26 protein-coding genes and 1 riboswitch are annotated in these 25,465 nt (G+C 46.1%); all 26 genes read left to right on the forward strand.

Annotated features, from left to right (window positions below):
- The first annotated feature begins 15 nt into the window (after window positions 1-15).
- The 26 genes from murG to AXX12_RS04785 all read left to right on the forward strand — a co-directional run bounded on the left by murG (window position 16) and on the right by AXX12_RS04785 (window position 25,440).
- On the forward strand, window positions 16-1,134 hold the full coding sequence (gene murG, locus AXX12_RS04660) for an undecaprenyldiphospho-muramoylpentapeptide beta-N-acetylglucosaminyltransferase (protein WP_066238820.1): 1,119 nt from the start codon (window positions 16-18) through the stop codon (window positions 1,132-1,134).
- 85 nt (window positions 1,135-1,219) lie between these two features.
- Complete coding sequence (gene murC, locus AXX12_RS04665; protein ID WP_066238822.1) at window positions 1,220-2,593, forward strand: UDP-N-acetylmuramate--L-alanine ligase; 1,374 nt, start codon at window positions 1,220-1,222, stop codon at window positions 2,591-2,593.
- A gap of 59 nt (window positions 2,594-2,652) precedes the next feature.
- Entirely contained in the window at window positions 2,653-3,900 is a 1,248-nt protein-coding gene (murA, locus tag AXX12_RS04670) for a UDP-N-acetylglucosamine 1-carboxyvinyltransferase (RefSeq protein WP_066238825.1), read from the forward strand.
- Window positions 3,901-3,902: 2 nt separating this feature from the next.
- Window positions 3,903-4,835 (forward strand): D-alanine--D-alanine ligase family protein, encoded by a 933-nt coding sequence (locus tag AXX12_RS04675; protein WP_066238827.1) that lies wholly within the window; start codon window positions 3,903-3,905, stop codon window positions 4,833-4,835.
- Between the two features lie 149 nt (window positions 4,836-4,984).
- A complete protein-coding gene (locus tag AXX12_RS04680) occupies window positions 4,985-5,731 on the forward strand; it encodes a cell division protein FtsQ/DivIB (RefSeq protein WP_066238830.1) in 747 nt (248 codons plus the stop codon).
- Between the two features lie 2 nt (window positions 5,732-5,733).
- A complete protein-coding gene (locus AXX12_RS04685) occupies window positions 5,734-6,429 on the forward strand; it encodes a DUF881 domain-containing protein (RefSeq protein ID WP_066238833.1) in 696 nt (231 codons plus the stop codon).
- A complete protein-coding gene (locus AXX12_RS04690) occupies window positions 6,429-6,758 on the forward strand; it encodes a small basic family protein (RefSeq protein WP_066238836.1) in 330 nt (109 codons plus the stop codon). Before AXX12_RS04685 ends, AXX12_RS04690 begins: the two co-directional genes overlap by 1 nt.
- Window positions 6,759-6,928: 170 nt before the next feature.
- Complete coding sequence (ftsZ, locus tag AXX12_RS04695; protein WP_066238839.1) at window positions 6,929-7,975, forward strand: cell division protein FtsZ; 1,047 nt, start codon at window positions 6,929-6,931, stop codon at window positions 7,973-7,975.
- Window positions 7,976-8,218: 243 nt separating this feature from the next.
- Window positions 8,219-9,145, forward strand: a complete 927-nt coding sequence (locus AXX12_RS04700) for a sigma-E processing peptidase SpoIIGA (protein ID WP_066238842.1) — start codon at window positions 8,219-8,221, stop codon at window positions 9,143-9,145.
- Window positions 9,127-9,864 carry an RNA polymerase sporulation sigma factor SigE gene (gene sigE, locus AXX12_RS04705; RefSeq protein WP_066238844.1) on the forward strand — a complete coding sequence of 246 codons (738 nt, stop codon included), beginning with the start codon at window positions 9,127-9,129 and terminating at the stop codon, window positions 9,862-9,864. The genes AXX12_RS04700 and sigE overlap by 19 nt, the downstream gene beginning before the upstream one ends.
- A 130-nt stretch (window positions 9,865-9,994) precedes the next feature.
- Window positions 9,995-10,768 (forward strand): RNA polymerase sporulation sigma factor SigG, encoded by a 774-nt coding sequence (gene sigG, locus AXX12_RS04710; protein WP_066238847.1) that lies wholly within the window; start codon window positions 9,995-9,997, stop codon window positions 10,766-10,768.
- 58 nt (window positions 10,769-10,826) lie between these two features.
- The gene (gene spoIIR / locus AXX12_RS04715) at window positions 10,827-11,429 is read left to right on the forward strand and encodes a stage II sporulation protein R (protein ID WP_066238850.1); all 603 of its coding nucleotides are present in this window, start codon (window positions 10,827-10,829) and stop codon (window positions 11,427-11,429) included.
- 737 nt (window positions 11,430-12,166) lie between these two features.
- Entirely contained in the window at window positions 12,167-12,430 is a 264-nt protein-coding gene (locus AXX12_RS04720; protein ID WP_156478587.1) for a YlmC/YmxH family sporulation protein, read from the forward strand.
- A 97-nt stretch (window positions 12,431-12,527) separates the two neighbouring features.
- Window positions 12,528-12,842: a hypothetical protein gene (locus AXX12_RS04725; protein ID WP_066238854.1), complete on the forward strand. Its 315-nt coding sequence runs from the start codon at window positions 12,528-12,530 to the stop codon at window positions 12,840-12,842.
- A gap of 13 nt (window positions 12,843-12,855) precedes the next feature.
- A complete protein-coding gene (locus AXX12_RS04730; protein ID WP_066238857.1) occupies window positions 12,856-13,134 on the forward strand; it encodes a YlmC/YmxH family sporulation protein in 279 nt (92 codons plus the stop codon).
- Between the two features lie 77 nt (window positions 13,135-13,211).
- Window positions 13,212-13,892 (forward strand): general stress protein, encoded by a 681-nt coding sequence (locus tag AXX12_RS04735; protein WP_066238860.1) that lies wholly within the window; start codon window positions 13,212-13,214, stop codon window positions 13,890-13,892.
- A gap of 89 nt (window positions 13,893-13,981) precedes the next feature.
- Window positions 13,982-14,158, forward strand: a riboswitch (Lysine riboswitch).
- A 102-nt stretch (window positions 14,159-14,260) separates the two neighbouring features.
- Window positions 14,261-15,055 carry a 4-hydroxy-tetrahydrodipicolinate reductase gene (gene dapB / locus AXX12_RS04740; protein WP_066238863.1) on the forward strand — a complete coding sequence of 265 codons (795 nt, stop codon included), beginning with the start codon at window positions 14,261-14,263 and terminating at the stop codon, window positions 15,053-15,055.
- Window positions 15,056-15,069: 14 nt separating this feature from the next.
- Window positions 15,070-16,101, forward strand: a complete 1,032-nt coding sequence (locus AXX12_RS04745) for an aspartate-semialdehyde dehydrogenase (protein ID WP_066238866.1) — start codon at window positions 15,070-15,072, stop codon at window positions 16,099-16,101.
- A 10-nt stretch (window positions 16,102-16,111) separates the two neighbouring features.
- A complete protein-coding gene (gene dapG, locus AXX12_RS04750) occupies window positions 16,112-17,335 on the forward strand; it encodes an aspartate kinase (RefSeq protein WP_066238868.1) in 1,224 nt (407 codons plus the stop codon).
- A gap of 25 nt (window positions 17,336-17,360) precedes the next feature.
- Window positions 17,361-18,242 (forward strand): 4-hydroxy-tetrahydrodipicolinate synthase, encoded by an 882-nt coding sequence (dapA, locus tag AXX12_RS04755; protein ID WP_066238870.1) that lies wholly within the window; start codon window positions 17,361-17,363, stop codon window positions 18,240-18,242.
- A 250-nt stretch (window positions 18,243-18,492) separates the two neighbouring features.
- Window positions 18,493-20,157 carry a ribonuclease J gene (locus AXX12_RS04760; protein WP_066238872.1) on the forward strand — a complete coding sequence of 555 codons (1,665 nt, stop codon included), beginning with the start codon at window positions 18,493-18,495 and terminating at the stop codon, window positions 20,155-20,157.
- A gap of 106 nt (window positions 20,158-20,263) precedes the next feature.
- Window positions 20,264-21,037 (forward strand): ClpP family protease, encoded by a 774-nt coding sequence (locus AXX12_RS04765; RefSeq protein WP_066238875.1) that lies wholly within the window; start codon window positions 20,264-20,266, stop codon window positions 21,035-21,037.
- Window positions 21,034-21,264: a YlzJ-like family protein gene (locus AXX12_RS04770; RefSeq protein ID WP_066238878.1), complete on the forward strand. Its 231-nt coding sequence runs from the start codon at window positions 21,034-21,036 to the stop codon at window positions 21,262-21,264. The genes AXX12_RS04765 and AXX12_RS04770 overlap by 4 nt, the downstream gene beginning before the upstream one ends.
- A gap of 165 nt (window positions 21,265-21,429) precedes the next feature.
- Window positions 21,430-23,574 (forward strand): FtsK/SpoIIIE family DNA translocase, encoded by a 2,145-nt coding sequence (locus AXX12_RS04775; protein ID WP_066238881.1) that lies wholly within the window; start codon window positions 21,430-21,432, stop codon window positions 23,572-23,574.
- Window positions 23,575-23,608: 34 nt separating this feature from the next.
- Entirely contained in the window at window positions 23,609-24,652 is a 1,044-nt protein-coding gene (gene mnmH / locus AXX12_RS04780; RefSeq protein ID WP_066238884.1) for a tRNA 2-selenouridine(34) synthase MnmH, read from the forward strand.
- Between the two features lie 5 nt (window positions 24,653-24,657).
- Window positions 24,658-25,440 (forward strand): helix-turn-helix domain-containing protein, encoded by a 783-nt coding sequence (locus AXX12_RS04785; protein ID WP_066238887.1) that lies wholly within the window; start codon window positions 24,658-24,660, stop codon window positions 25,438-25,440.
- Window positions 25,441-25,465 lie beyond the last annotated feature (25 nt).

Below are 25,465 nucleotides of genomic sequence, written 5' to 3' on the forward strand. Positions count from 1 at the left end.
GAGGCAAAGGTTTATATGCGTATCATTATTTCCGGCGGGGGAACCGGCGGTCATATCTACCCCGCTTTAGCCATTGTCAAAGAGTTGGAGCGGCTGGCGAATCCGGCGGAAATTCTATTTGTTGGTACTAAAGAAGGCTTGGAGTCAGATATTGTGCCTAAAGAAGGCTACCGCCTGAAGACTATTGAGGTAGGAGGCCTGGAGCGGCAATTGAGTTGGCGAAATGTACAAACACTGGCCAAAACAGTGGGCGGCATTTGGCAGTCGCGGTCAATCATCCAAGAGTTTCAGCCAGATATCGTGATTGGCACTGGGGGATATGTTTGTGGCCCGGTGCTGTTAATGGCCTCCTTGTTGAAAATACCCACATTAATCCAAGAACAGAACGCCATCCCCGGGGTGACTAATAAAATACTGGCTCGCTTTGTTGATAAGATTGCTGTTGGTTATGCTGAAGCGATCCCGCGCTTTCCAGTAGCTCGAAAAGCTGTGGTAACCGGTAATCCGATTCGCTCAGACGTGATGGAGATAACCCGTGAGCAGGGGCAGCGTGAATTGGGTCTGGATCCGGACAAGCTGACCTTGTTGGTGAGCGGAGGCAGCCGAGGGGCGCAAAGCATAAACAAGGCGGCGATCGTAGTTTCTAAGGTGTTGGCTGGACGGGAAGGAATCCAGGTATTGCATGTTACTGGTAAAAGCGATTATAATAACATAGTTGGTTTATATAACCAAATTGGCATAGAACCTGAAAAAACTGGAAATATTAGTATCAGACCGTATTTGTACAATATGCCGCATGCACTAGCCGCGGCTGACCTTGCAGTTTTTCGAGCAGGAGCCATCGGTTTAGCGGAACTTACGGCGAGAGGAATCCCTTCCGTCTTAGTGCCGTATCCTTATGCTGCCGAGAACCATCAGGAGCACAACGCTCGGGTTTTGGAAACCAACGGCGCAGCGCTGGTGATTCGAGATGCGGATTTGACTGGCGAGCTTTTGTTGGCTGCTATTGAAGGTTTGCTTGCTGATCCGCAAAAACGTCTGGCCATGGCTCAAGCTAGTAAGGGGATGGGTAGACCGTACGCCGCCCAGCGAATCGCTGAAATGGCAATTGCGCAGGCACGCGGAAAACGGTAGCAATCTTGCTAGAGGCTGCATACTATGACATTACGCAAGGCGGTTCTGACGGCAGGGACTGTGCGGCAAAGGGGGAGAATTTTTTTTGCTGCAAACAATGAGAAAAATTCATTTTATAGGTATTGGCGGCGCCGGAATGAGCGCAATTGCAAAAGTACTTTTGGAGATGGGGTACCAAGTCACAGGCTCAGATCTCGTGAAATCAGAAAGTACAAGAAAACTTGAGTGCCTGGGTGCTGTCGTTTTTGCCGGACACGACCGCGATCACCTCGACGATGCTGAGGCTGCTATTGTTTCTACTGCGATTCCCTCTGCCAATCCGGAACTGATTGCAGCTCGGGAAAAGGGGATTCCGGTCTTTCATCGTGCAGATATGGTCGCTGCTTTGATGGAAGATCGTTTCGGAATTGCTGTTGCCGGAGCGCACGGGAAAACCACTACCACGTCGATGATCTCTCTAGTACTCGAACATGGAAAATTGGACCCGACGATAATAATCGGCGGAGAGCTTGAAGCCATTGGTGGTAACTCAAAACTGGGAAAAAGTCAGTTTGTAGTGGCTGAAGCTGATGAAAGCGATGGCTCGTTTATTAAACTAGCACCGAAAATTGCAGTGGTTACTAACATAGAAAATGATCACATGGACTATTATGGCACTATGGAGAACATCCTCACTGCTTTTCGGGATTTTCTACATAAGCTACCTACTGATGGTTTGGCAATTGTATGTTTTGACAATAGTTATATTCGAGACATGGCTGATGGGCTAGGACGCCCCTTTATTTCGTATGCGATTGACGCCTCAGCCGATTATACTGCGAAGAATATTACTTCAGAAGGATTACGAACTAGTTTTGACGTGTTTCATCATGAAACCTATCTCGGTACAGTGACTACTCAGGTGCCTGGCAGACATAATGTCGCAAACGCTCTGGCTGCGATTATCGTTGGCTTGACTCTTGGACTTACACTCGAAGAAGCATCTAAGGGCTTGGACGTCTTTTCCGGCGTAAAACGACGGTTTGAAACTAAAGGGCGGCAGGCAGGTGTATGGGTCGTTGATGACTACGCGCATCATCCCACCGAAATTGCGACTACTTTGCAAGCTGCTAAGGGCACAAAGCCTGGGCGATTGATTTGTGTATTTCAACCTCATCGTTATACCCGTACTCAGTTGTTGAAGAAAGAGTTTGGCGCGGCATTTAGTGCCGCTGATCTGTTAATCCTGACTGATGTGTACTCGGCGGGTGAAGCCCCGATTCAAGGGGTCAACGGTGAAACACTTAAACAGGAAGTTGATCGTCAAACCCAACAACAGGTTGTATATATCGAGAGCAAGGACGCTATTGCTTTGTATTTGGCTGGTGTCGTTAAGCCAGGAGATATGGTTATCACGATGGGTGCAGGAAACGTTTATACCGTTGGCGAAGAATTGGTCAAGAGACTAACGGATAAGTAAACTAGTTTTGCAGTGATTTGTTTTGATGGGGTGGTTGTACTTTTCTAGGGGGGGAGACGATGGAGAAATTTATCGTCACAGGAGAAGTGCAATTATCTGGCCACGTACGTTGCAGTGGCGCAAAGAATGCGGCTCTGCCCGTTATTGCGGCTACTCTTCTCAGCGCAGGCGTTAGTATAATTCATGATGTGCCAAAATTGCGTGATATCGCGGTGATGGAGCAGATTGTCACCCTACTGGGGGCTTCTGTTAGCTGGGAAGCTAATACATTAAAAATTGATACAACCAATATTAATCTGATCGAGATTCCGGAACATCTGATGCGCGAGATGCGTGCGTCTGTTTTCTTCATGGGGCCGCTACTCGGAAGATTTCGTAAAGTTCGTATCTATTATCCGGGTGGCTGTGCAATTGGCCCACGACCGATTGACCTGCATCTCAAAGCATTAGAAAAGCTGGGCGCGAAGGTCACAGAAAGTTTCGGTTTTATTGATGCAGAAGCGAAACGATTGCAAGGGGCGGTCATTCACTTTGATTTTCCGAGTGTGGGTGCTACCGAAAATGCGATGATGGCGGCTGTTACAGCCGCGGGAACCTCCTATATTCGCAATGCCGCACGCGAACCTGAGATACTTGATTTACAAATGTTTTTGAATAAAATGGGAGCAAAGGTAAGCGGCGCCGGTACCGACACGATAAAAATCGAAGGCGTTGAACATCTGAGCCCGGCTGAGCACACAGTCATTCCTGATCGGATTGAGGCTGGTACGTTTCTTATTGCTGGCGCTATCACCCGGGGCGACATTGTTGTACATAATGTAGTTCCTGAATTCTTGTGCTCAGTGACAAATAAACTACAGGAAGCTGGTACCAAAATTGAAATTGGTGCTGACTACATCCAACTGCAGGCTGATGAATTGCGAGCAACTGATATCAAAACATTGCCTCATCCTGGTTTTCCAACCGATTTGCAAGCGCCTGCTCTGGCTCTCTTGAGCCTTGCTAAGGGCACCAGCGTTGTGACTGAAACCATCTTTGAAAATCGCTTTAAGCATGTAGATGAATTAACACGAATGGGTGCTAGGATACGAGTTGAAGGCCGTACGGCGATTATCAGAGGTGTTTCTAAATTGACAGGTGCCATTGTGGAGGCCAGCGATCTTCGCGCAGGCGGTTGCCTTGTATTGGCTGCTCTGGCAGCGCAAGGAGTTTCCGAGATCGAAAATATACATTATATTGATCGCGGTTATGAACGGTTTGCGGATAAACTTCGGGAATTGGGAGCGCAAATAACAAGGAGCAAGTGAGCATGATTCAGAAAAAAATTGCTGTGTTGATGGGAGGACCATCTGCAGAGAGAGAAGTTTCACTAAATACCGGGAAAGCTATCCAGGACGCTTTAACTGTAAAAGGCTATGAAGTAGTCGGTATTGATCTCGAACCAGCCCGATTTATGGAACAGATCAATGAATCAGGGGCGGAGATCGTATTTAACGCTGTGCATGGACTGTATGGTGAAGATGGTGCCGTTCAAGGGGCTCTGGATATGGCCGGGGTTCCTTACACCGGATCGGGTGTTTCGGCCAGTGCCATCGCCATGGATAAAGCCATTTGTAAACAACTATTTACAACTGCCGGAATTCCGACTGCTCGATACCGGATATTGACAGATAACCAGTCTGCAGAGTCTGCCACAGACGAGATTATTAAAGAGTTTGCTTTGCCTGTGGTCGTGAAAGCGACAACACAAGGATCCAGTATCGGTGTGTATATTGTTGAAGAAAAAGACGCGTTAACTAATGCCGTGCGTGAAGCGTTTAGCTATAGTCGCCGCATTGTTGTCGAAGAATTTATTAAAGGTCGTGAACTAACGGTTGCAGTAATCGCTGGCAATCCCGTGCGTTCGTTACCGATTATTGAGATCGCACCACATTCCGGACGATATGACTATCAGTCAAAATATACGAAGGGTGCGACCGAGTATATTGTGCCAGCTTTACTGACAGAAGGGTTGACAGTCGACATTCAAAAGACGGCTGCCGATGTATTTAACCTAATTGGTTGCAACGGTGTTGCCCGGGTCGATATGATTCTGGATGCAGACAACCGTTATTTCGTTCTGGAAATTAATACAATCCCCGGAATGACGGCAACTAGCCTGGTGCCTAAGGCAGCGGCAGCGGCAGGCATTTCCTTTCCTGATCTCTGTGAGCAGCTTCTGCTTGCTGCTATTGCTGAATAGCAGCAAGCCTCTAAACAAGAATACAAAGCGTGGCAGAGACTGACGTTTTTTTCGTCAACCTCTGCCTCTTTTTTCCGTTTATAAATAGTTACCAAGTGATAAAGAATGTTGTATAATGAGGACATCTATAGAAAAGAGGTGTACGTCGTATGGACCCGTCCGACTCAACTCGGCGTCCAGTCAACGGTACGGCGCTGGCTTTGTTGCTGTTGGCGGTTCTCTTATCCGGGTTTCTTCTCTTTCAGTCGTCGCTTTTCTCAGTTGGCACGGTTATGGTGCAAGGACACCGATATTTAGCTGAGGACGAAATCCTGCGCATTGCTGGAGTCGGTGCGCGGGTTAATATTTTCCGGCTGGATACTGCCAACATTCAACGGCGTCTTACTCAGGACCTCCGGATTGCTGGCGCTGATGTTACTCGTCAGTTGCCAGGCACGATCATTATTTCGGTGCGTGAGCGTCAACCAGCGGCGTTTATAGCGACTGCCTATGGTTTTGCTCAGTTGGATGGCGAGGGGATGGTTCTCGCGGTTGCCAAATCAATTCGACGGATGAACGTACCGATAATTACGGGCCACAATATAGGCGGTTCCTATGTTGGCGAGAGGGTGGAATCACCTGTAGTGCTTGGCGTGCTTCGCTACCTATCTGCGCTAAGCGAGTCTGCATTTCGTCAGCTATCAGAGATCCATATTGAATCCTCTGGACAAATTACAGGCTACACTGTCGATGCAGCTCGTATAAAATTAGGAGAACCTGAACAAATGGCAGAAAAGGCTTCTAGAACATCTGCAATTTTCGCCGATGGTAAGAATACGATGGCACTAATTGAGTATATTGATGTTAGCTATGCGACACCCTATGTGAAGTTTAAACAAGAGAGAGAGTTGAAGTAATTTTGATTCCTATTAGACAAGGCCAAGCGGCGATTGCGTTAGTCTGCGTGGTTTTAGGGGTCATGCTGGCTGTTCAGTTCCGGACAACTCAGGATGTTCGGACCTCCATTCCGTATCAACGGGTGGAGGACCTGTCTAGCAGACTCAACCAAACCGAAAAAGAGCGTGATGCTTTGGCTAAAGAGGTTCACCAGTTGCGTCAGTCATCTTTGAGGGGCGTAGACTCTCAGGAGATGGAGTCCATTAAGATGGCTGCTGGCCTGCTTGCGCTGCAAGGTCCTGGGGTTGTTCTCACCATTGATGACAGCAAACGTCCAAGCAAGCCTGGTGAAAACCCTAATTTGTATATCATTCATGATGATGATATCCTCAAAGTTATTAACGAGTTATTGGCAGCAGGGGCTGAGGCCATGTCGATTAATGAACAGCGATTAATCGCCACATCCGAAATTCGCTGCGCAGGCCCTACGCTGTCTGTTAATAATACCAGGTATTCACCGCCTTATGAAATTCGCGCTGTCGGAGATCCGAAGACGCTAGAGAATGCCTTGAAAATGCGCGGCGGAGTGATTGAGACTTTACAGTTTTGGGGTATTCAAATCGCAATCAAAAAGCAGGAGAATATCGTGATTCCTGCATATAAAGGAGCTTTCCGCTTTGAATATGGCAAGCCGGTGAAAGAGGAGGCTAAGCAATAATGATTTTGCCGATAGCTGGTTTGCTTATAGGCATAATTCTGGGTACAATTTTTCCTGTTTCAGTGCCAGCAGACTATGCAAAGTATCTATCAGTAGCCCTTCTGGCTTCACTCGATTCGGTTTTTGGCGGCTTACGAGCTGGTCTTGAAGAAAAATTTGATAATACCGTGTTTATAACTGGCTTTTTTACGAATGCGCTATTGGCTGCTGTATTAGTTTATATGGGCGACAGGCTAGGAATTGACTTATATTATGTTGCTTCGCTCGCATTTGGTTTGCGAGTATTTCAAAATCTTGCTATTATTCGTCGATACTTTCTTAAAAAATAATTGCCTAAACCCCCGGGATTACCGGGGGTTTTCAAATTTTTGTATTTAAAAAAAGGGAAACCAGTCTTTGTGTTGAACTGTAAAATTAGGTGTTACTAAGACAAAGTTTGTCGGTTTCTGAGTAGTTCGAAATGCAGTCTGATACCTTGAGCTGGGGAGGAAATATTCACATGTTTGAATTGGATACGTCATTTGCCCGATTCGCAGCTATAAAAGTTATTGGCGTTGGCGGTGGCGGTAACAACGCAGTAAACCGGATGATAGACGCTAAGCTGCAGGGGGTAGATTTCATTGCTGTTAATACTGACGCGCAGGCACTGCTTACCTCTCAGGCTTCGCGTTGCATTCAAATTGGCGAAAAGTTGACAAAGGGCCTTGGCGCTGGCGCCAATCCTGAGATGGGGGAAAAAGCGGCGCTCGAGAGCAAAGAAGAACTACTTAAGGCGCTTGAAGGCGCAGATATGGTCTTTATTACTGCGGGTATGGGTGGTGGCACTGGCACAGGCGCGGCACCGATTGTGGCTGAATGTGCCAAAGAAGTTGGGGCGTTGACAGTAGGCGTTGTCACTAAGCCGTTTTCTTTTGAGGGAAAGCGTAGACAAGCCCAGGCTGAGCGCGGTGCTGAGCGGCTGAAAAGCAAAGTGGACACGTTAATTACCATTCCTAATGATCGTCTGATGCAAGTTGTTGATAAGCGTACCTCGATACTGGAAGCTTTTCGCATTGCTGATGATGTTCTTCGTCAAGGAGTGCAGGGGATTTCTGATCTTATTGCAATTCCTGGGTTGATCAACCTTGACTTTGCCGATGTGAAGACAGTCATGACAGATGCGGGATCGGCGTTAATGGGCATAGGCATCGCTTCTGGCGAGAATCGGGCAGTTGAGGCAGCGCAGGCAGCTATTAAAAGCCCATTACTGGAAACCTCCATTGACGGAGCTACTGGCGTATTATTGAATTTGACGGGAGGACCGGGTTTAGGAATCCTTGAAGCCAATGAGGCGGCAGAGATCATTGCCCGGGCCGCTGATCCAGAAGCCAATATTATTTTCGGCTCTGTGATCGATGAGCGTTTTGGCGAAGATGTGCGTATCACTGTTATTGCCACAGGCTTTGACTCACGTACCCGTAGATCATCCTTTGGCGGCGCTTCTTCTCCCTCGCTTGAACCGTTCCGCCGACCCGAATTCGACATACCGTCCTGGCTTAAGCGCTAAGCCGGACAATTGATCTAAATAGTCATAAAGTGAACAATTGAGCCAGTCCGGTGTGGACTGGCTCAATTGTTTTTAGAACTTTAATACTATTTTTGGGATAATTCCGGATAATTTGTTTGCCTTGGTATACCATGTATCAACATCTTTTCAAACTGGAATTTTATATAATTTAACTGTAATAAACAGGGAATGGTAGCCATATAGTAGCATAACGGCCATATATTGGAATTCGAGGTAAGAATAATGTATGTATATGTCGACTTATTTCTTGGCTTAAACATATTGATTAACGCCCTACTTATTGTCTTAACAGCAAAATTATATGGCACGCGAGTACGCTGGTTAAGGGTGCTTTTGGCGGCCGGAGCTGGTGGTATCTATGCACTAGGCTACATCTGCCTTAGCTGGGAGTTTTTATATTCTATCCCGATGAAGTTGCTGATGTCGATGTTAATGATTCACCTAGCGTTTAGCCCAAAAACGCTGAGTAGTCTATTGCGATTAACCACGGCTTATTATATTGCCTGTTTTGTTACTGGTGGTGCCATGGCTGGCTGGTTTTACTACCGACAATCTTTTATGTCAGCGCTACTAGAACCAATCAGCGCATTTATTGGCTGGCATGATTTGCTCGGCGGCGCAGTATTGGCGATATGCTTGCTGCTTGCCGCAAAAGCAGGCCTGCTGGCGAATCTTTTACGTAGATCAGTCGAATACCAAGTTGAAGTTGTGTACAGAAACAAAGAAACTGCGCTTACAGCAATAGTGGACACTGGCAATTCACTATACTCCGCAGGCCGCAGGCCGGTTATTATTGCCGATTATCAGGCAGTTCAAGAAGTCTTTAGCCAGCAAACTAAGGATTTTTTCTCTCGCTACTCGCCAGATACTTGGCTAGAAAGTTTGCACGACTGTGAAGACAAGGATTGGTTAGCACGAATACAAATCATACCCTTTCGCGCTTTGGGCGGTGAAAGCGTATTGATTGCTTTTCGCCCAGATATGGTTAAAGTGCGATCAAAGGATTCGTTTATTGAAACTTCAGATGTCGTAATTGGCGTTTACGCTGGAAGTCTTTCTGCTAAAAATCGCTTTACTGCTTTGTTGCACCCTGCCATTCTTCAATTTACTGTTCACAAGGAGGTAAACACATGCGTATCGCCTGGCTGAAGTTCAAATGGAGAGTTTATCTAAAATGGCAGGCTCTACTGCGCCATCTCAGCCTGTCAGAAGAAAATGAGGTTTATTATGTTGGTAGTACAGAGATACTGCCGCCGCCGCTTAGCAATGATGAAGAAGTTATCTTATTGACTTGTCTGCAAAACGGCGATAAGACAGTAAAGAGTATTTTTATTGAACGTAATCTAAGACTAGTCGTATATATTGCAAGAAAGTTTGAAAACACCGGAGTGGGGATAGAAGACCTGGTCAGTATCGGTACGATTGGTTTAATTAAGGCAGTCAACACGTTTGATCCGGGCAAACGCATTAAGTTAGCGACATATGCCTCCCGCTGCATTGAGAATGAGATTCTGATGTATCTGCGGCGTAACAGCAAAACCCGCTCTGAAGTCTCTTTTGATGAACCACTGAATATTGACTGGGATGGCAATGAATTGCTGTTGTCTGATGTTTTGGGTACAGAGAATGATGTTATCTATAAAACGGTGGAAGAGGAAGTCGATAAGATGCTCCTCGCCAGTGCTCTCAACAAGCTTTCGGGACGTGAGCGTAGGATTATGCAGCTGCGTTTCGGTTTGGATGATGGGGCTGTGGAATGTACCCAAAAAGAGGTAGCCGATATGCTGGGAATATCACAATCATATATTTCGCGCTTGGAAAAACGCATTATCAAAAGGCTGAGAAAAGAGATAAATCGATTAGAGTAGATTAGGGGCAGGATAGTATCCTGCTCCTATTTATTGTGCCTCGCGGATCACGGTATAAAAGTCGGGCAAGCGGGCAATAATGCTTATAGAATCGCCAGTATCCATAAGTGGGCATTTATGGGGTGAGTAGATGATTATTAACAAAGTTGAAATATGTGGTGTAAATACCGCTAAGCTACCTGTCTTGTCAGCAAGTAAGATGCGCGAACTCTTTGTTTCGCTGCAAAGCGGGCAAGAGGAGTCACGCGAAAAGCTAATTTACGGAAACCTTCGCTTGGTCTTGAGTGTTATCCAGCGCTTTAATAATCGGGGCGAATATGTGGACGATCTATTTCAAGTTGGCTGTATAGGCTTGATTAAGGCAATTGACAATTTTGATCTCTCGCAAAACGTAAAATTTTCGACGTATGCCGTCCCGATGATTATCGGTGAAATTCGTCGCTATTTGCGAGATAACAACCCCATTCGCGTTAGCCGTTCGATGCGTGATATCGCTTATAAGGCGTTGCAAGTTAGGGATTCTTTAGTCAATCGTTTTTCCCGCGAGCCATCAGTGACAGAAATCGCTGCAGAGCTAAAGATCCCGCGTGAAGAAGTAATTTTTGCCTTAGATGCCATTCAAGAGCCAATTTCGCTATTCGAGCCGATTTATCATGACGGCGGTGACCCTATTTTTGTGATGGACCAAATCAGCGATGACCGGAATTCTGATTTCAACTGGCTTGAGGGGGTAGCGATTAAAGAGGCATTGCGTCGGCTTAGCGAGCGGGAAAAACATATTCTTACCCTGCGATTTTTCGAAGGGAAAACCCAGATGGAAGTCGCTGATGAAATCGGCATTTCACAGGCACAGGTGTCGCGGTTAGAAAAGGCGGCATTGGGGCACATGAGAAAATATATTTAAATAGCAAATCTAAAAGCAGTTATTAGTGATTTTATCATAGTTTGGAGGCAGTTTAAGCGTGTTAAGGAAGTGTGTCTGTGGAGGACTACTCCTCGGTGCGTCGGCATTATTCGCAGCAGGATTTGGTGCTAATCAAGAACCAGCGGCATTTTTGCCAGGCAACTCACGTGATGTCGTAAGACTACACGTAATTGCTAATAGTGACGCGCAGTATGACCAACTGGTAAAATTAAAAGTTAGGGATGCGGTTATCGCCTATATGGCGCCTAAACTGAAAAATATCGCTACCAGCGCAGAAGCAACTGCCGTCATTGCTGAAAATCGGCGAGATATGGAAGAGGTAGCCCGTAGGGTATTACTGCTTAGCGGAGTTGCGTATCCAGTACAAGTACAATTCGGCCAATTCGACTTTCCAATAAAGGCCTATGGTGAATCGGTATACCCTGCAGGTAAGTATAATGCGGTGCGAGTCCTTTTAGGAAAGGCTGAAGGAAGTAATTGGTGGTGTGTGTTGTTCCCACCATTATGTTTCATTGATGCCAATAATGCAGTATCTACGCAAGCAGTAGGGTTAAAACCTGCTGCTAACGACGGCTATGGTCAAAAAGTTGAGCTTCGTTGGAAGCTGTTTGAAATTTGGCGGCAACCGGACAAAGAATGATAATACATAAATTATTGTCCCTCATATAATTGTATCTGGGACGACCGAAGAGGCTGAGGATCATACGCACGATTTTGTTTTTGCTACTCTAATTGAAAACCCAATTGGTGACTAGCCTATTTATGGATTAAAGCTCCGCTTAAATTGCGGGGCTTTGATATTTACCGAGAGACTATCGCTCTATCGCGTCTGCCTCCAAGTGGGTGGTTTTTTTTTATCGTAACCATATTCTATCATTCAGCATATTATGAATTAGATATCTAGCTAGGAGGTGTGTTTTATGGGTCGTGGCTTTGGAGGCTGCGGATTTGGCGGAAGTGGAAGTGGGATTATAATCATCATCATAATAATACTTCTGCTTTTCTGCTTTGATGAAGATTCTTCGAGCTGTATTTAATACCGTGAGACTGGGGCAACCCGTCCATTCTTGATTATCTACAAGTACCTCCTTCGATAAAATGCCCTAACACCAGGGGCATTTTATTTTTGCACTATGATCATTAGCCACTTAATGGGGCATGCTAGCGTAAGCTGTATATTGGACGTTTACGGCCGCCTTTCCCTGGCGATACAGTAAAGGCCATGACCGGGCTTGAATTATCTTATACAGCGTTATCATCAAAGGGAAAAACCCTAGATAAAATAAGCATTCGTGAGCATTGCTAAAAAAATAATCACTAAACCAACTAGTCCCTCATATAATGTAAAGGAACATTAGGCGGAGGGATAGATGAACGATGATGAAGACAAGCGATCTTCGGGCAAAAGAAGTGATCAACACTATCGATGGCAAATGCTTAGGACATATTACCGATATAGAGATCAACGTAGAGACAGGAAAACTGACGGCGATTGTAGTTCCCGGCAATGGGCGATTTCTCGGCTTCTTTGGCAGAAACGAAGAGATTATTATTCCATGGGACAAAATTAATAAGATCGGTTTGGATGTTATCTTGGTCGAAACAACGGCCTCAGTCGACTACGAGCGCTTAGATCGATAAACTATATACAATAACGGCTCAGGCCGTTATTTTTTTTGACATCAATCCGGGGTGTGATCGCATATCTTACTGTAACGATGGTTAGGGAGAGATGCGCATGCATTTTTGGGCTTTGATCATTCTGCTAATTATTTTAATTGGCGGGTCCATATGGATGCGAATGTGCTGTTTGCGAGCAGTTGATTCTTCTAAAGTCCAACAAACCGTGTTTTCAATAGCAGTGCAAGAATTAGTTGCCACTGCTGGTGGCGTTTACCTCTCGATCATTGCACTTGTCTCTTTTTTGAAACTGGACATTCCAGAAAAGCTGGCAGTGGCGGGAATTTCCTTTGATCCTATCGCATTACTGGCAATTGGCGTTGCGGTAGCACAACCATTGTGGAGAAGGCTGTTCCCCGAGAATACAGAATAGATGGGGTGATATTTTGCGTTTAAGTGATATGACGGGGAAAGAAGTAATTAATATCGCCGATGGAGCTAGACTAGGAATTGTTGAAGAATGTGATCTTGGTTTCGATTCAAGGACAGGCAAAATCGAATCCTTGTTGCTGCCGGGACGCGGTGGTTTGTTACAACTATTCGGTGAGTGCAAAGGAGCAGTTATACCATGGCAGTCAATCCGCCGAATTGGCGACGAGGTGATCATAACAGATATGAGCGATTCAGCCGATCGAGGTTTGATGGGAATTCGTCATGATCGGTAGAACAGATTAAAGCGAATAAAAACGACTGATTGGGGCAGGATATTATTATCATCATGGCAATACTAGGAGGAGATATCATGGAAAACAACAACAATTCTTCGCAAATGACAAATCAAACCGGCCCTGTCGTGACCAGTTATGCAGAAGGGCAATCTGCAGGCATGCAAGCATCAGGAAATACGAATACACAAACTGGGATGAATTCACAAACTAATATGACCTCGCAATCGACAATGACAACTCAAGCCGGTGGACAACAAGCCAAAGTTGCTTCCGGCAGGCAAAAGGTAGTTATCGGTATTTTCGAATCCAAACGTGAAGCTGAACAAGCAGTTAGCCAACTGCGCAATCAGGGGTTTTCCGATCAGGAAATTAATATCGTATCTAAACAAGGCCAAAATCAAACAGAGTATGCAGAAGATGACATTAGCGACGGGGCTCTTACCGGAGGTACGCTTGGCGGCATTGGCGGCCTACTGCTTGGTGCAGGCGCTCTAGCCATTCCGGGATTAGGACCAATCGTGGCAGTCGGACCGATCGCCGCTGCATTAAGTGGTGCGGTAATGGGAGGTGTCGCCGGCGGTCTGATTGACTGGGGGATTCCTGAGGAAGTCAGTCGTCGTTATGAGAACAGTGTCCGGCAAGGCGGAATTTTGGCCGTAATTCGTACATCTGATAGCTCTGTTAATCAGGCAGCCAGCATTTTACGGCAAAATGGAGCGAAAGATGTGGAATCACATGCCAGTAACGCACAGTAGTGATCTTGGCAAACTGGAAATAAAGTATTGACACAATAGTCACTAACGGGATACAATGAACATAAATTAAATAGAATCAGACCTGCGTACAGTGTAGTAGAGGTGCAGGCAACAAAAGTACTTTCAGGGAAGAGTGGTATCAATGATCTGAAAGAAAAGGGTTGTCTGCCGAAGCGATTGTGTCACCGGGACATTTTCGCTGGTCTTGTATAAAATATATACAAGATTGTCACCATGTTACCTCATGGTGGAGCGCTATCTCACTAATCAAGGCGAAACAAATTGTTTTTCCTTGTTTGACAAGGCTGCGTTAAGCAGTCAGTGAGAACTTCGCTCACTGACTGCTTTTATTTTAGGAGGTGTATGACATGATCCGGGTATTAGTGTGCGGTGCATATGGAAAAATGGGCCGCGAGGTTCTAAAGGCCGTGCACAAAGATGAACATTTGAGTGTGGTCGGTGCTGTAGATGTGAAATCTGAATTTTCCGATGTTGGTGATTTGATTGGAACCAGCAAAATCGGTGTTGTAGTAGGTAGTGATTTAGAAACTGTCATTCAGGAAACCCGCCCCCAAGTATTGGTTGATTTTACCCGTCCTGAGTCAGTAATGAACAATTTGCAAATTGCCATCCGTAACGGCGTTTGTCCGGTTGTGGGAACCACCGGCCTATCTGAAGCCGACGTAGCAGCGGTTAAGCAGCTTTGTAAAGAGAGACATGTTAATGCCATTATTGCACCGAATTTTTCATTGGGAGCCATTTTGATGATGCGCTTGGCCAAAGAAGCTGCCTCAGTTTTTCCGCATGTTGAAATCATCGAACTACATCACGATCAGAAGCTAGACGCTCCTTCAGGGACCGCGCTTCGTACTGCTGAATTAATTATGGAAACCCGCGGCCAGATGCGTCAGGGCCATCCGCAAGAAGTGGAAAAACTGGCTGGTGCCCGTGGCGGCGAAACAGGTGGCATCCGTATACATAGTGTCCGGCTACCTGGCTATGTGGCGCATCAGGAAGTGATCTTCGGCGGACTAGGTCAGACGCTAACAATTCGGCATGACTCAGTTTCTCGAGAATCCTTCATGCCTGGCGTTGTCTTGGCATGTAAAAAGGTGTTAACTGTTGACGGTTTAGTGTTTGGTCTGGAGAATATTCTAGAATAACGGAGGTACTTAAAATGAAAAAACCGAATGTGGCTATTCTCGGAGCAACCGGCGCCGTAGGTCAGGAGTTCCTTAAACTCATCGCAGAACGTAATTTTCCCTTCAATAATTTGAAACTGTTGGCGTCAGAACGTTCTGCAGGCAAACAAATTGAAGTGCTAGGTAAGACATATACAGTGGAAGAAGCCACACCGGACTCGTTTAATGGGATTGATATTGCGCTTTTCGCAGGTGGAGCGGCCAGCAAGACTCTAGCGCCTGAAGCTGTCCGCCGCGGCGCCATAGTTATTGATAATTCAAGCGCATTCCGTATGGATCCAGATGTGCCACTTGTCGTTCCAGAGGTTAATCCAGAGGCGTTACACTCCCATAAGGGGATCATCGCTAATCCGAATTGTTCCACTATCATTATGGTTATGGCTCTAAAACCAATCCATGATCGGGCCAAGATTAAGCGGATTGTCGTGTCGACATATCAAGCAGTATCAGGAGCAGGTAAAGAAGCGATTGATGAGTTGACTGAGCAAGTGACCGACATACTAGCTGGCAGACCTGTTCAAGCTAACATTCTGCCAAGCGCAAGTCTTCCCAAACACTATCAGATTGCTTTTAATTTACTCCCTCAAATTGATGTTTTTCTTGAAGATGGGTATACCAAAGAAGAAATGAAGATGGTACACGAAACCCATAAGATACTTAATGATTATTCGATAGGTATTACAGCTACGACGATTCGCGTACCTGTATACCGCAGTCATTCCGAATCTGTCAATATCGAGCTGGCTTCTGACTTGTCAGTTGATGAAACCAAAGAACTTCTTGCCGGATTCCAGGGGGTCAGCATTCTTGACAATCCAGCTGAAATGGAGTATCCGATGCCGCTATTCTGCTCTGATAAAGATGATGTTTATGTTGGTAGAATTCGCAAAGATACTTCAGTACCCTATGGATTAAATCTGTGGGTTGTTGGTGACCAAATCCGCAAAGGCGCGGCGCTGAACGCATTGCAAATCGCGGAATATATGATCGCCCATCAGTTAGTATGAGGTGCAAAGAATGAGGATCATTGTTCAAAAGTTCGGCGGTACATCTGTAGCTTCGCCGGAAAATCGTGAACTGGTAGTGGGGAAGATTGCCAAGGCGCAAGAGCAAGGGTTTCAATCAGTCGTTGTCGTGTCTGCCATGGGCCGAAAAGGAGATCGCTATGCGACCGATACACTGATTGATTTAGCGCGCGGCACTTGTAAAGACGTCAATTCTCGCGAGCTGGATTTGATGATGTGTTGTGGAGAAATTATTTCAGCTGTTGTCATGGCAGGCACGTTGCAAGCAGCAGGAATTGATGCTGTTGTACTTACAGGCGGGCAGGCCGGGATCATGACTGATAATAATTTTAGTAGCGCGCGGATTCAAAAGATTGATACAGCTCGCATATTAAGCCTGCTAGAAATGGGTAAGACTCCGGTTGTTTGCGGTTTTCAAGGCATAACTGCCGGTGGTGAATTAACAACATTAGGGCGAGGCGGCAGTGACACAACAGCCTCTGCATTAGGCGCAGCGCTGAATGCGCAAATGGTAGAAATTTATACCGATGTGGACGGGATCATGACAGCTGACCCCCGCGTTGTCGATAACGCGCGTATTCTTGATGTGATCAGCTATAGTGAAGTGTGCCAATTGGCGCATCAGGGCGCTAAGGTCATTCACCCCCGGGCTGTTGAAATCGCGATGCAGAAGAGCATTCCGCTGATCGTCAAATCTACTTTCAGTGACATGCCGGGAACTTTGATCACAAATATCGGTAAAGAAGATGGCTCTGGGGCGTTAGTGGAAGATCGGATCGCGGCAGGGGTAACCTCTCTTTTAAATATTGCGCAAATACGGGTTAAATTGGCTGCTTCTGCATCACAGGAAGCTGGATTTACAGTCTTCCGGTCGATGTCAGATAATAAAATCAGCGTTGACCTCATTAATGTGTTTCCAGACCAAATCATGTTTACGGTTGGTCAGGACATGATGGAGAAAGCTGCCGAAACTCTCTGCACACTCGGATTTGAAGTGGATGTTGTTCCCGGATGTGCGAAGGTATCGGTCGTCGGCGGCGGCATGCGCGAGGTACCGGGTGTTATGGCCTCGTTTGTTGAGGCGCTGGCGCTAAATGGAATTTCCATCTTGCAGACAGTAGATTCAAACGCTTCTATATCCGTACTCGTGCGTCAAGAATTTGCCACGAAAGCAGTGCAGGCACTGCATGAGAAATTTGGGCTATCACATCCTTGAATGATTATATTGGAGGGGTAGAAAAATGAAATCCTTTGGCCGTATTCTTACCGCGATGGTTACTCCGTTTCATGAGGACGGCAGCGTCAACTATCAAGCAGCGGCCGCTCTTGCTCGACATCTGGTGGCTAACGGTTCAGACGGTTTGGTTGTCGCCGGTAGTACTGGTGAGGCTGCGACGATGGATGCAGACGAAAAGCTTCGTCTATTCGCAACTGTTGCGGACGCAGTTGGCGATAAAGCGACAGTCATTGCTGGCACAGGCAGTAATGACACCAGGGCGTCAATTGCCTTAACACGGCAAGCGGAGAAGCTTGGCGTACACGGAGTCATGCTGGTTGGCCCTTATTATAACAAGCCTACTCAGGAAGGTTTTTATCAGCACTTTAAGGCTATTGCTGAAGTAACATCGTTACCGGTCATTATTTATAACGTTCCAGGTCGTACAGCCTCGAATATTTTACCTGAGACGATTGCACGGCTAGCCACTATACCTAATATTGCGGCTGTTAAGGAATCAAGCGGCAATCTTGATCAAGTGTCGGAAATTGTACGAACAACGCCTGATGACTTCCTGGTATACAGTGGAGATGATAGTTTGACATTGCCTATTCTTTCTGTTGGCGGCTGTGGCATTATCAGTGTTGCTGCTCACGCAGTTGGTGTACGCATGCATCAGATGGTTGATGCGTATTTTGCCGGTGATATCGCCCAGGCAAGAAATATTCATCTCGAACTGTTGCCATTTTTCAAGGTGATTTTTATTGCAAGCAATCCTATACCGATTAAAACCATTATGAAAATGCTAGGACACGAGGTTGGTGGATTCCGTCTGCCGCTTGTGCCAGCGACAGACAAAGAAATCGTGCAATTGCAGCAAGTTATGACAAAGTTGAATATTCGCTAAAACATAGCTGTTTTTATGCCCTGGCGCTTGCCAGGGCATTTTTGTGTGGCTCTCTCTATATTGGCAAAGGATAAACCAGCGTTGGTGCGCGCATAATAATTTTGTAAACGCGTGGGCGGCTGTTGTTAAATTGCACCAAATACGCTATAATTAAGGAAAGCAAATGAGCGGGTCGGTTTTTTCCTTAGTCACCAGACTGAACGGGCAGAGGCAATTTGCATTGTTGGAATACGTGGAGGTGTAACCTTTTTTGGCAAAAGCACAAAAAGTTCAGATCATCCCGCTAGGGGGCCTGGGCGAGATCGGCAAGAACATGACGGTGATCCGTTATGGTGATGATATTGTCGTGATCGACTCTGGTTTAATGTTCCCTGAAGATGATATGCTTGGCATTGACTTGGTCATTCCAGATATCACTTATCTTCTGGAGAACCGTGATTTAGTTCGAGCAATTATTTTAACCCATGGCCATGAGGACCACATCGGCGCATTGCCGTATGTAATGAAGCAGTTAACTAATGTCCCTGTATACGGCACCAGACTTACACTTGGCATCTTAAACGGGCGTCTGAAGGAAAACGGCGTTTCTGCAAATGGGCTGATTCCCATTAAATCAGGAGATCAAATCCAACTTGGCAGTTTTCAGGTTGGCTTTATTAGGGTTAGCCATAGTATAGCTGATGCGGTTGCAATCTACTTGAAGACTCCTGTCGGTACAATCGTTCATTCCGGGGATTTTAAGTTTGATCAGACGCCGGTAGACGGTAAAGTAACAGATTTCCATAAGTTTGCTGAACTGGGTGATCAGGGGGTATTAGTTCTGCTTGCTGACAGCACTAATGCCGAACGTTCTGGTTTTACCTTGAGTGAACGAACTGTAGGCGCCGTCTTCGATGAAGCATTCCGCAAAGCAAAAGAGCGTATCATTGTTGCCTCTTTCTCATCAAACGTTCATCGAATCCAACAGGCTATTGATTCGGCTTGTAAATGTAAGCGTAAGGTGGCAGTCATTGGCCGCAGCATGATCAATGTTGTCGGTATCGCACTCGAACTAGGCTATCTGGATGTACCTGAGGGCGTAATCATCGATATTGACGAAATCAACAATTATCCGCCTTCGTCGATTGTTATTCTGACAACTGGCAGTCAGGGCGAGCCGATGTCAGCCTTGACTCGTATGGCTATGTCTGACCATAAAAAAGTGGAGATTATGCCGGGTGACACCGTGATTATCTCAGCCACACCAATACCGGGAAATGAAAAGATGGTCGCAAGAACAGTGGACTATTTATTCCGTCAAGGAGCAGACGTTATTTATGAAAAGTCGTCAGGGGTTCATGTCTCTGGTCATGCTAGCCAAGATGAACTTAGACTTCTGCATAACTTGATCAGGCCTAAGTTTTTCATTCCTGTGCATGGGGAATATCGCCACCTGAAGAAACATGCTAAAATCGCTCAAGAAATCGGTTTGCCGAAAGAAAATATATTCATTGCTGAGAATGGTCATGTGTTGGAGTTCGGACCTGATAAGGGCGCAATTGTATCTAAGGTAACTGCTGGTCGTGTACTAGTCGACGGCCTAGGAGTTGGCGATGTCGGCAATATTGTTTTGCGTGATCGTAAACAATTGTCTCAGGATGGAATTTTGGTTGTGGTGCTAACAATGGACAAGCAACGTGCCTGTTTGGTTGCTGGACCGGATATCGTTTCGAGAGGCTTTGTGTATGTGCGTGAATCGGAGCAACTGATGGATGAAGCAAAAGAACGAGTCAAGCAAGCGCTTGACAAGTGTGAGTTAAACCAAATTACTGAATGGGCCACAATTAAGTCCAATGTGCGTGACAGTCTGGGTAAATACTTATATGAGAAAACCCGGCGGCGACCAATGATCCTACCGATAATTATGGAAGTATGACCTAGACGGCAGCCTAACCAGGTTGCCGTCTTTTTGTGGCGTAACTGGAATGAATCCTGCCAGATTGCCAATACTAGTATTGAATTGGCAATAGGAGGTATATTTCATGCTAGTTTCCCATAACGATCTGGTTAATTCCCCAAATAGTCAATCCGAGAGTCCGGAGACACCGGCAAACGAGCCTCAGAAAAAGAATAAACTGAAAAAAGGTGCAGTGGCGGACAATATTCAGGAACTCGGTTCAACCGACATTCCTACAGTTAAAAGCAACATTCATGTGATGACAATTATTGGTCAAATTGAAGGTCATATGATTTTACCACCAAATAATAAATCGACAAAGTATGAGCACGTTATGCCGCAACTGGTAGCAATTGAGCAGAGTAATGAAATCGAAGGCTTGATGCTGTTGCTTAATACAGTTGGTGGCGACGTCGAAGCAGGTCTAGCTATTGCTGAAATGATTGCTAGTATGTCTAAACCATCAGTCTCTATTGTGTTAGGCGGCGGGCATAGTATTGGCGTACCGGTAGCGGTATCCGCCACTCATTCTTTTATCGTGGAAAGTGCAAGCATGACCATCCATCCGATTCGATTAACCGGATTAGTCATTGGGGCGCAAAGTTCATTTGATTATTTGGAAAAGATGCAAGATCGAGTAAATAAATTCGTTGTTGGGCACTCCAGTGTGAGTGATTCCAAATGGCGGGAATTGTTGTATAAGACAGGCGAGTTATCCAGAGATATCGGGACTTCCGTAGTCGGGAAAGATGCAGTTAAATATGGGCTAATCGATTCAGTGGGTGGAATCTCAGAAGCGATGAATAAACTGCAAGAATTAGTCAAAGCCAAGAAAGAGAGCAAGGGGCTGAAACAATGATCTTGTGGACGATCATGCCAGAGGAGTTGGTATTTGGTCAAGAATCGTACGTCGACCCCTATGAAGAAATAGAATTTGCGGGCGCTAAGATGATGGTAGAAAAAATAGCTGCTAATCAATGCCGGATTGTCCGTATTATTTCAACAGATCCCCAAGATTATTTGCGATCAGACCTTCAGCCTGGGGTAGTGCTGACAGCCAAGAATCGGTATGAACTGCTGTCATAATCGATAGCTGGTGACGTCTGCCAGGCGAATACAGCCGTAGCCCCCGGTTACATGCTCGGGGGCTACGGCTGTATTTGCCTGGCACGGCTAACTTTCTCAACTGTTTGCAAAAAAAAGGATTTCACGCTACTATTATAGAAAGAATAGTTTTCAGAGGTGTTGAACTTGCTAAAACTATTTTCTAACCTGTCGCCAGATACTCGCTGTGAAATACGTGGCATTTTATTGATTGGGGCCGGTCTCTTCACAGTGGTTAGTTTAAACAGTTCGAATATCGGCTCAATTGGCGCTATTTTGGCCAGATTGTTGCGATATGCTTTTGGCGCGGGGGCGTCGTTCCTGCCCCTTTTGACTGTAATTATTGGTTCCCGTTATCTTTGGAGTCGCAAACCGTTAACTTACTCCACCCGTTTTTGGAGTTTGCTTGGTCTGTATATTTTTTCATTGGCTTTATTTCATCATGCGATGATACCTGTCAACCGCGAGATTCTTCCTGACAGCTTGGTTCCAGGCGGAGGATTGGTCGGGGGAATGCTGCTTTTTGTCTCGCGTAATCTATTTGGCTATTATGGCGCTTTAATCGTTTTAGTCGCTTTTTTACTCTGCTTTTTAATTCTTAGCGCTTCTTGGTCGCTAAGCCATACACTTGTCACGGCAAAAGAGAGAGCTTTAGAAAGCGTGGCTCTTGCCAAACAGAGTTTGGCAGCCTCCAGGCAATGTGCAGAAATGGAGGCTGAGTCTGAACCGCCTTTTTTTGATCAGGAAAAGCTAGAAAAGAAGGCTCAAATGAAGCGTGAACCTAAACAGGCTGAGACAGTTGCCGTTTCCTTGCCGGACAAACGAGATGAGACGCCTGTTGTCATGGCCGATTTGCCTATGTCAGGAAACCGACAATACATTGTGCCGCCTCTGTCGCTTTTGGCTAAGAACGTGAAGCCGCGGTCGTTGCGCATGCAACGAGAAGTGCATGATAACGGCCGACTGTTAGAAGAGACGCTGGCAAATTTCGGCGTAGGGGCCAAGATTGTAAATACCTGTCAAGGACCGACGGTAACGCGTTATGAGATAGAGCCTGCTCCTGGCGTCAAGGTTAGTCGCATCGTCAATTTAGCAGATGATATAGCGTTAAAACTGGCAGCTTCCGGCGTGCGTATCGAAGCGCCAATTCCCGGTAAAGCAGCGATTGGAATTGAAGTCCCCAACAAAGAGACCGCCAGCGTTCCGCTCAGAGATGTGCTAGAGAGCGAACCGTTTCAAAAAGCAAGCTCGCCGTTGACTGTTGCGTTAGGAAAAGATATAGCTGGGCAGCCCATTATTGCTGATTTGGCAAAGATGCCTCACGTGTTGGTTGCTGGTGCGACTGGTTCAGGGAAAAGTGTTTGCATCAATACGCTAATCACGAGTGTCTTGTTTAAGGCTACACCTGAACAAGTAAAATTCATTTTAATTGATCCGAAAGTGGTAGAGTTGTCCAATTATAATGGCATTCCACACTTGATGACTGAAGTAGTAACCGATCCGAAACGAGCAGCCTCAACACTACGTTGGGCAGTGCAAGAAATGGAACGCCGCTATGCTCTGTTTGCTGCAGCGTCTGTGCGTGATGTAGGACGCTATAATGAAGCGAATCCTGAACAGTTGCTCCCACTGATCGTGATTATTATCGATGAGTTAGCCGATCTAATGATGGTTTCGCCGGTCGACGTCGAAGACGCGATTTGTCGTTTAGCTCAGATGGCGCGCGCGGCTGGCCTTCATCTAGTACTCGCGACGCAACGGCCTTCTGTTGATGTAATTACCGGTACAATTAAAGCCAATATCCCATCGCGAATTTCCTTCGCGGTTTCATCTCAGGTCGATTCACGTACCATTCTTGATATGGCCGGAGCCGAAAAGTTAATCGGCAAAGGGGATATGTTGTTTAGTCCGCAAGGCTCCAACAAACCGATCCGCGTCCAGGGCGCTTTTATCTCTGATAGCGAAGTAGAGGAACTGATGACCTTCATCCGCAAACAAGGTGAGCCTGTATACAATGAAGAGATTCCGGCCTTTGAACCGGCGGTGCAGGATCAAGAAGGAAATCAATCATTCGAAGATGAAATGCTCGAGGAAGCGGTCCGGATGGTTCTGGAGACTGGACAAGCTTCTGTCTCGATGCTGCAGAGGAAATTTCGGATTGGTTACACCCGAGCCGCTAGACTGATTGATACTATGGAAGAGATGAAAGTTGTTGGTCCCAATATCGGCAGTAAAGCACGTGAAATTATTATGACATCAGACCAAGTGTATGCTAGGTACTTTAAAAAATGATGCAAGCTAGTTTGAAGAACTGTGGTGATACTATTTGCCTAGATTAATTGCAATCAAGGAAGCACAACAACTTGACAACCCTATTTACATTGATCTGCGCTCACCGTCAGAATATGAAATCGGTAGAGTACCAGGTGCAGTTAATATTCCGCTGTTTACTGATGAAGAACGAGCCGAGGTTGGGACACTCTACAGACAGTGCGGCCCGGAGCTAGCTAAAGATCGTGGACTTGCCATCGTTTCGCCCAGACTTCATGCTATGGTTAATGCTATCCAAACGTATGCATCATGCAAACGTCCTGTGATAGTTTACTGTTGGCGTGGCGGTATGCGATCCGGTTCAGTCGCCACTGTTCTCGAATTGATGGGAATTACGGTATATCGACTAAGCGGCGGTTATAAAGCGTACAGACAATATGTTCTGGAACAGTTATCCCAATTTTCCCTTCGCCCCCAGATCGTTGTTCTGTGCGGTTCTACCGGGGTTGGCAAAACGACATTGTTGCAGATGCTCTCAAAAGCAGACGAGGCTGTCATTGACTTGGAAGGACTTGCAAACCATCGCGGTTCAGCATTTGGGCATGTTGGATTAGGAAAACCCAGTACGGCGCAGAATTTTGATGCTATGCTTTTGCAGGAACTATTTCGCGCGAATGTTAGTCCAACTTTACTAGTTGAGTGTGAAAGTAAACGAATTGGCAATGTGTATTTACCGGAATTTCTCTATCAGGCTATGCAACATGGGAAAAGGATTTTGGTATCAGCCAGTTTGGAAACTCGTGTTGAGCGGTTGATCCAAGAATATTTGCAAGTAGGTGCAGGCAGCGATCAAGCAATTATCGCCAGTATTCAAAGTTTGACCAAACGGCTTGGGGCGAAACACACACAGCACTTGATTGAATACTATCAGTTGGGGAAAATCAATGAGGTCGTGGAAACTCTGCTCATTGAGTATTACGATCCTCTGTACGGCTATGAACAGCCAGACTCAGCCAGTTATGATTTCTGCGTAAATGCTGACGATCTTGAACAGGCGGCATCCGAAATTCAACGTTATATCGTGAGTTTAGGGAGGTAAGAGTTTTGCAAACTGTTGGTGAAATGCTTCGCGACGAACGGGAGCGTAAAGGGTTAAAGCTAAAAGATATTGAAACTGTGACTAATATCCGTTCGTTATATCTACAAGCAATTGAAGATGGTAATTATTCTGTGCTCCCTGGAGAGGCATATGCTAAAGGGTTTATTCGTAACTATGCGAACGCCCTCGGATTAAACGGTTCAGAGTGTGTGGAGCTCTTTCGGAAAAGTCAACAACCAATCGAAACATTGCCGACAACGGCTGTTGAAGAGAAAAAAAATCAGGAGCAAGAAGAATCACCATCTGTTTCGCCGTCTGTAACCACTCGGCGACGCCAGCGAAGCCGCAAGGCCGAGACTATGTGGATTGGGGCGTTACTGCTATTATTTGTCCTTGCTGGTGGTATTTGGTGGTATACGTCTACAGCACAAGATGATCCGAAACCGCAAACCCCGCCTCAGGCCCAACAACAACCAACCCCGTCCGGCTCTGTTCAGCAGCAACCTCCGGCCCAAGTCACGCCCGCAAAGCCTGCTGGAAAACCGGTGGTCATTGCTGCAAAATTTATCAATCAATCCTGGATTCAGGTTATGGCTGACGGTAAACAAATATATGAAGGCATCCCTCAGGCTGGTGAATCCATGACTTGGCAAGCAGAACAACAAATTACGATGAAAGTAGGCAATGCAGGAGGGGTCGAGGTGACTCACAACGGTCAGTCTATTGGTAAACTTGGCGGCAACGGCGAGGTTGTCCTCAAGACGTTTACGGTTAGCGGACGACAATAAACCCTATGCATGGATTTACGTGGAG

The organism is Anaerosporomusa subterranea, assembly GCF_001611555.1.
In the GTDB taxonomy this organism is placed as follows: Bacteria; Bacillota; Negativicutes; order Sporomusales; family Acetonemataceae; genus Anaerosporomusa; species Anaerosporomusa subterranea.

Excerpts from the sequence above, each read along its gene's own strand:
- murG (WP_066238820.1), top strand. The coding sequence starts at position 16 with ATGCGTATCATTATTTCCGGCGGGGGAACCGGCGGTCATATCTACCCC.
- murA (WP_066238825.1), top strand. The coding sequence starts at position 2,653 with ATGGAGAAATTTATCGTCACAGGAGAAGTGCAATTATCTGGCCACGTA.
- AXX12_RS04675 (WP_066238827.1), top strand. The coding sequence starts at position 3,903 with ATGATTCAGAAAAAAATTGCTGTGTTGATGGGAGGACCATCTGCAGAG.
- AXX12_RS04680 (WP_066238830.1), top strand. The coding sequence starts at position 4,985 with ATGGACCCGTCCGACTCAACTCGGCGTCCAGTCAACGGTACGGCGCTG.
- AXX12_RS04690 (WP_066238836.1), top strand. The coding sequence starts at position 6,429 with ATGATTTTGCCGATAGCTGGTTTGCTTATAGGCATAATTCTGGGTACA.
- ftsZ (WP_066238839.1), top strand. The coding sequence starts at position 6,929 with ATGTTTGAATTGGATACGTCATTTGCCCGATTCGCAGCTATAAAAGTT.
- AXX12_RS04700 (WP_066238842.1), top strand. The coding sequence starts at position 8,219 with ATGTATGTATATGTCGACTTATTTCTTGGCTTAAACATATTGATTAAC.
- sigE (WP_066238844.1), top strand. The coding sequence starts at position 9,127 with ATGCGTATCGCCTGGCTGAAGTTCAAATGGAGAGTTTATCTAAAATGG.
- sigG (WP_066238847.1), top strand. The coding sequence starts at position 9,995 with ATGATTATTAACAAAGTTGAAATATGTGGTGTAAATACCGCTAAGCTA.
- AXX12_RS04720 (WP_156478587.1), top strand. The coding sequence starts at position 12,167 with ATGATGAAGACAAGCGATCTTCGGGCAAAAGAAGTGATCAACACTATC.
- AXX12_RS04725 (WP_066238854.1), top strand. The coding sequence starts at position 12,528 with ATGCATTTTTGGGCTTTGATCATTCTGCTAATTATTTTAATTGGCGGG.
- AXX12_RS04735 (WP_066238860.1), top strand. The coding sequence starts at position 13,212 with ATGGAAAACAACAACAATTCTTCGCAAATGACAAATCAAACCGGCCCT.
- dapB (WP_066238863.1), top strand. The coding sequence starts at position 14,261 with ATGATCCGGGTATTAGTGTGCGGTGCATATGGAAAAATGGGCCGCGAG.
- AXX12_RS04745 (WP_066238866.1), top strand. The coding sequence starts at position 15,070 with ATGAAAAAACCGAATGTGGCTATTCTCGGAGCAACCGGCGCCGTAGGT.
- dapG (WP_066238868.1), top strand. The coding sequence starts at position 16,112 with ATGAGGATCATTGTTCAAAAGTTCGGCGGTACATCTGTAGCTTCGCCG.
- dapA (WP_066238870.1), top strand. The coding sequence starts at position 17,361 with ATGAAATCCTTTGGCCGTATTCTTACCGCGATGGTTACTCCGTTTCAT.
- AXX12_RS04765 (WP_066238875.1), top strand. The coding sequence starts at position 20,264 with ATGCTAGTTTCCCATAACGATCTGGTTAATTCCCCAAATAGTCAATCC.
- AXX12_RS04770 (WP_066238878.1), top strand. The coding sequence starts at position 21,034 with ATGATCTTGTGGACGATCATGCCAGAGGAGTTGGTATTTGGTCAAGAA.